The 5,270-nt window shown below is 62.9% G+C and carries 7 protein-coding genes and 1 pseudogene; all 8 read right to left on the bottom strand.

The genetic code is table 11. The features are described 5' to 3' along the window. Window positions 1–364, bottom strand: a pseudogene (locus ACTS2Z_RS02515) (TetR family transcriptional regulator); the annotation flags it as partial. Next, entirely contained in the window at window positions 357–1,052 is a 696-nt protein-coding gene (locus ACTS2Z_RS02510; RefSeq protein ID WP_442571656.1) for an SURF1 family protein, read from the bottom strand. The pseudogene ACTS2Z_RS02515 and the gene ACTS2Z_RS02510, both read right to left, overlap by 8 nt. Window positions 1,053–1,078: 26 nt before the next feature. Further along, window positions 1,079–1,447 carry a DUF983 domain-containing protein gene (locus ACTS2Z_RS02505; RefSeq protein WP_442571655.1) on the bottom strand — a complete coding sequence of 123 codons (369 nt, stop codon included), beginning with the start codon at window positions 1,445–1,447 and terminating at the stop codon, window positions 1,079–1,081. Window positions 1,448–1,455: 8 nt separating this feature from the next. Then, on the bottom strand, window positions 1,456–2,334 hold the full coding sequence (locus ACTS2Z_RS02500) for a cytochrome c oxidase subunit 3 (RefSeq protein ID WP_442571654.1): 879 nt from the start codon (window positions 2,332–2,334) through the stop codon (window positions 1,456–1,458). Between the two features lie 115 nt (window positions 2,335–2,449). Continuing rightward, window positions 2,450–3,034, bottom strand: coding sequence for a cytochrome c oxidase assembly protein (locus ACTS2Z_RS02495; RefSeq protein ID WP_442571653.1), 585 nt, complete (start codon window positions 3,032–3,034; stop codon window positions 2,450–2,452). Window positions 3,035–3,041: 7 nt separating this feature from the next. Beyond that, the gene (locus ACTS2Z_RS02490) at window positions 3,042–3,215 is read right to left on the bottom strand and encodes a hypothetical protein (protein ID WP_442571652.1); all 174 of its coding nucleotides are present in this window, start codon (window positions 3,213–3,215) and stop codon (window positions 3,042–3,044) included. Window positions 3,216–3,221: 6 nt separating this feature from the next. After that, window positions 3,222–4,202, bottom strand: coding sequence for a heme o synthase (gene cyoE, locus ACTS2Z_RS02485; RefSeq protein WP_442571657.1), 981 nt, complete (start codon window positions 4,200–4,202; stop codon window positions 3,222–3,224). A gap of 34 nt (window positions 4,203–4,236) precedes the next feature. Beyond that, the coding region (locus ACTS2Z_RS02480) for a cbb3-type cytochrome c oxidase subunit I (protein ID WP_442571651.1) at window positions 4,237–5,270 on the bottom strand (1,034 nt) is incomplete at its 5' end.

The following is a 5,270-nucleotide window of genomic DNA, read 5'->3' as shown; positions in this document are numbered from 1 at the left end:
CCTGCCCACGGGCAGCCCGTGCCACGACATCGAACCAAAGCGCCATGAACAGGTCGAACCGGTCATCAAGCACCATGCGTTCCAGATGATCCGCCAAAGCGCTCGGCGCGAGAGGCTTCGCAACACGCTGCGCATCCAGCTGAGCTTCCAGACGGGCCGCTGTTGCAAGCAGACCCGCCTCTATCGCCGCATCACGCGTACCGAAATAATAAATCAGCATCCGGTCGCTTAGCCCGGCCCCGCTGGCAAGCGGTCGCAGGCTTGCCGCATCGAGCCCGTGCGTCAGCAGATAATCGGCCAGACGCTCAGCCAGTGTTTCACGCTTGCCTTGCGCGGCGCGCGTGTGGCCATTCTGATCAGCCACGGCGCCATCCCAGCCGTCCGCGAACGCCATGGAAGACCAGATATACCGCGAGCAGCGCCGCCGCCATGCCAAACCACGTCACGGCATAGGCAAAGTGGCGTTCCGGCGGGGTGGCCGTCAGGAAAGCAGGCGGTTCGCCGGTATTCTCAGCCAGCCACCAGCTGTCTGAGAGGACACCCGGTTCAAGGTCCAGCGCCTGCGCCATGCCATCACGGTCAAAGGCATAGAAGGTGCGTTCGGCAGGGTCTGCGGGCGGGGTGAAGGGACCGGGCTCAGCCGGGCGCTCGATACGCCACGCGCTCACAGCCCGGAACGCCCCGCCCGTTTCCAGCAAGGGCTGGAAACCGGTCTCGACGAGCATGATGCCGCCTTCGATGCAGGCAGGTGCCGCCGCGGGCACGAAAATCCGCCAGCCCGGGCTGTTATCGTCCAGCGCACGCCCATACACGCGCACATTTGCGCGGCTCTCGGGTTCGGGCGAGTAGCCTACGGCACGTCCTTCAAACGGTTCGTCGGCGCACAGGGCTTCATCTAGGTCGCGCGCCGGGTTGGCAGCAGCCGTCTGCCAGCGTTGCAGCTCGGCTTCTTTCCAGGCCATGCGCTGGCTTTGCCAGACGCCCAGCGTCAGCAGGAAGGCGAGCGCAGCCAGCGTCAGCACGGTGAGTATCGGCATGGGGCGGAAGTGCATGGGCCGCATCCTTCCAGCGGGACAGGCTAGCTGTCGGTGTCGTCAAGGCGCGCTTCGCGCGCTGAATGATGCCATTGCAGCGCCAGCATGACACCGCGGAACGGGCGCAGAAGCGCAAGGCACAGACCCAGCGACAATGGCAGCCAGAGAACGACATGGAGCCATAGGGGCGGGGTCAGGGCCAACTCGACCGCCAGCGCAAGCGGCACCACGATGAAGCCGGCAATCAGGATAATGAAAACGGCCGGACCGTCTCCGGCATCGGCCGCATCATAGTCGAGTCCGCAGGACTCGCATTCATGCGCAAACTTCAGGAAGCCGGCAAACAGCCTCCCCTCCCCGCACCGGGGACAGCGTCCGCTGATCCCTGCGATGACGGGGTGGGGAGAATGCATGAGCCTGACTACTGGAAGACGACGTAGACGAAGGCGAACAGGAACAGCCAGACCACGTCGACGAAGTGCCAGTACCAGGCAGCCGCCTCGAGGCCGAAATGCTTCTGCGGGGTGAACTGACCCGCCAGCAGGCGCAGGAGGCAAACGGCCAGGAAGACCGTACCGATGATGACGTGCGCACCGTGGAAGCCCGTCGCCATGAAGAAGGAGGCACCGTAGAGATTGCCGCCAAACTCGAAATAGGCGTGGGTGTATTCGTAGGCCTGCACGAGCGTGAACAGCGCACCGAGTGCAACGGTAAGGATGAGACCCCACTTGGCGCCATTGCGGTCACCATGCTGCAGCGCGTGGTGCGCCCAGGTCACCGTGGTGCCAGACAGCAGCAGGATCAGCGTGTTGATGAGCGGCAGGTGGAAGGGGTCGAAGGTTTCGACGCCCGGCGGCGGCCAGCTTTCCCAACCCGAATAGTCGATGCCGATAGCCTCGCCCGTCCAGGTCGCACCGGCGCGCGCATCGTGGAAGATTGCCGCTTCGAAGAAGATCCAGAACCAGCCGGCGAAGAACATGACTTCCGACACGATGAACAGGATCATGCCGTAGCGCAGGCCGATATCGACAACCGGCGTATGGTCGCCGCGCAGTGATTCCTTGATCACATCGCCCCACCAGCCGATCATCGTGTAGACGATGCCGAGGCCGCCAAGGGCGAGAATCCAAGGAGAGCCTTCACGCAGGAGGAAGAAAGCCCAGCTTTCCTCGTCCGTGGACAGGCCGCCCATGTAGATTACCAGGCCGATCGCCAGGATGAACGCGGCCAGCGAGCCGACAAACGGCCACGGGCTCGGATCAACGAGGTGGTAGTCATGTTTGACAGCGCCGCCAGCCATCGGCCTCTCCTGCTCTTCCTTGGGGTCGTTCCAGAGCGCAGCTATAACCGCCCCCAGCCCCCTGATCAATCACATGGCGCGCTGCATTTCAGCCCGCCCAGGCGTAATGCCCTGCCTAGCGTCCGGTAGCCTCCGGCGCACGCTGGGCAAGGTTGCGGGCCCGCGAATCGCTGGCCTCGAAGAAGGTGTATGACAGCGTCACGGTATGGACGTCATCATTGCGGCGCTCTTCATCCATCAGCGGATCGATGAAGAACACCACCGGGACTTCCATGCTTTCGCCCGGGCCAAGCGTCTGCTCGGTGAAGCAGAAGCACTCCAGCTTGGCGAAATACGGCCCCACCTTGAACGGGGTGACATTGTAGGTCGCAATACCGGTGACAGGCGCGTCAGTCGGGTTCGAGACCCGGTAGAAGGCCAGCGCCGTCTCGCCGATCCGCACCGTCATCTCGCGCTGAAGCGGCTCAAACTCCCAAGGGAATCCGCGCGCGCGGCTGGCATCAAACCGTACCGTCACCGTCCGGTCGAGAATCTGGTCGGGGTCGTACTGGGCCACCTGCGTGGTGCCACCATAGCCGGTGACCCGGCAGAACAGGTCGTACAGCGGAACGGCCGCATAGCCCATGCCCACCATGCCCAGCGCCAGGCCGATGCAAATGGCGAGAACTTTCAGGTTTCCGGACAGGGACGGCAGTCGCATTTCAGGTTCAGGCTCCGGCGGAAATATTGCTGCTCAGACGCAGAAGCGTCACAACGAAGATCAGCAGTATAAACGCAATCAAGCTCCAGAATATCGCGACATTGCGCCGCTTGCGGGCCTTTTCCTGCTCCGGCGTAAGGGCGGGCGGCGAAGCGGGTTGTTTGGGATCGGACTGGGTCATGGCTCTCTAGCTCCAGAACCGGGCAAGCGCGACGTAGAGGCCGGCGCCATGCTCGGCAATGAGGGCGGCAAACAGAAGCGCCAGATGGGCGATGGAGAAGGCAAAGAGATCGCGGGCGGCCCGGTCCCCGGCGCGAACCTCGTAAAGCCCGTCCTCATCAGTGCCCGCCTCGCCTGCGCGCGAGTTCAGCACCCGCCAGGAGAGGAAGAGGAAGAGGGCACCGCCCAGAAGCGCTGCACCTGCGTAGATGAGCCCGCCAAGCCCGGTGGCAAGGGGCGCGGCACTGATCGCCACATAGGCGAGCGCATAAATCATGATCTGGCGGCGCGTGGAGGCGGCGCCCCTGGCGACCGGCATCATCGGAATGTTGGCTGCGGCATAATCGCCAGACTTGTAGAGCGCGAGCGCCCAGGAATGCGGCGGCGTCCACAGGAAGATGATCAGGAACAGGATCACAGAATCGAGGCTGATGCTGCCCGTCGCGGCGGCCCATCCAATCATGGGCGGGAAGGCGCCGGCAGCCCCGCCAATGACGATATTCTGGGGCGTCGAGCGCTTTAGCCAGACCGTATAGACCAGCGCATAGAAGAAGATGGAAAACGCCAGAAGCCCTGCGGCGACATAGTTGGCGACAAGAGCCATCAGCGTCACCGAGGCGAGCGTGAACACGCCGCCAAACGTGTAGGCTTCCGATTTGGGCACGATGCCGCGCGCCACAGGGCGCAGGCGTGTGCGGCGCATGACAGCGTCTATATCGCCGTCATAGGCCATGTTGAACGCCCCTGCCGCGCCAGCACCCAGCGCCAGTGCCAGCATGGCAATCGCTGCCGCCAGCATGTTCATGTCGGCTGGCGCCGCAACGAGACCTGCCAGTCCGGTGAAGACGACGAGCGTCATCACGCGCGGTTTCATCAGCGCGATATAGTCAGCGGGCGAGGCTGCGCTTGCAGCCCCGCCCGTGATCGTTTCAGCCGGTTTTTCAGTCACAGACACGCAACTGACCTCTCGTTCGGCAGGAGACCTACTTGATTTTCGGCAGCTCGTTGAACTGGTGGAAGGGCGGCGGAGAGGACAGGGTCCACTCCAGCGTGGTTGCGCCTTCGCCCCACGGATTGGCTTCGGCCTTGCGCTGGCGAAGGATCGATTCGATTAGCAGCACGAAGAAGACCAGCATGCCCACCGCCATGATCGCGTAACCGATCGACGAGACATAGTTCCAGAAGGCAAACGCATCAGGATAGTCCACATAGCGCCGCGGCATGCCTTGCAGGCCGAGGAAGTGCTGCGGGAAGAAGATGACGTTCGCGCCGATGAAGAACAGCCAGAACTGGGTACGGGCGAGGAAGGAGTTGTACTTCACCCCGAACATCTTCTCGTACCAGTAATAGAAGCCGGCAAAGATCGAGAACACCGCGCCGAGCGACAGCACGTAGTGGAAGTGTGCCACCACGTAATAGGTGTCATGAAGCGAGGTCGTCACACCGGCATTGGCCAGCACCACACCCGTCACACCGCCCACGGTGAACAGGAAGATGAAGCCGACAGCCCAAAGCATCGGCGTGCGGAAGCTGATCGAACCGCCCCACATCGTTGCCAGCCAGGAGAAGATCTTGATGCCGGTCGGCACCGCAATGATCATCGTGGCCGCCACGAAATAGGCCTTCAGGTTCACGTCCATGCCGACCGTGTACATGTGGTGCGCCCACACGATGAAGCCGATGAAGCCGATCGCGACCATGGCGTAGGCCATGCCGAGATAGCCGAACACGGGCTTTTTCGAGAAGGTCGACACGATGTGCGAGATCATGCCGAAGCCCGGCAGGATCAGGATGTACACTTCCGGGTGACCAAAGAACCAGAACAGGTGCTGGAACATGACCGGGTCGCCGCCGCCGGCCGGATCGAAGAAGGTCGTTCCGAAATTGCGGTCGGTGATGAGCATGGTCAGCGCAGCAGCCAGAACCGGAACGGCCAGCAGCAGCAGGAAGACGGTGACGAGGATCGACCACACGAACAGCGGCATCTTGTGCAGGGTCATGCCCGGCGCGCGCATGT

This window comes from Glycocaulis sp. (assembly GCF_052168375.1).
In the GTDB taxonomy this organism is placed as follows: Bacteria; Pseudomonadota; Alphaproteobacteria; order Caulobacterales; family Maricaulaceae; genus Glycocaulis.
This window is presented reverse-complemented; position numbering and strand designations above follow the sequence as displayed.

Coding starts and splice junctions, on each gene's coding strand:
- ACTS2Z_RS02510 (WP_442571656.1), bottom strand. CDS start 1,052: ATGCACTTCCGCCCCATGCCGATACTCACCGTGCTGACGCTGGCTGCG.
- ACTS2Z_RS02505 (WP_442571655.1), bottom strand. CDS start 1,447: ATGCATTCTCCCCACCCCGTCATCGCAGGGATCAGCGGACGCTGTCCC.
- ACTS2Z_RS02500 (WP_442571654.1), bottom strand. CDS start 2,334: ATGGCTGGCGGCGCTGTCAAACATGACTACCACCTCGTTGATCCGAGC.
- ACTS2Z_RS02495 (WP_442571653.1), bottom strand. CDS start 3,034: ATGCGACTGCCGTCCCTGTCCGGAAACCTGAAAGTTCTCGCCATTTGC.
- ACTS2Z_RS02490 (WP_442571652.1), bottom strand. CDS start 3,215: ATGACCCAGTCCGATCCCAAACAACCCGCTTCGCCGCCCGCCCTTACG.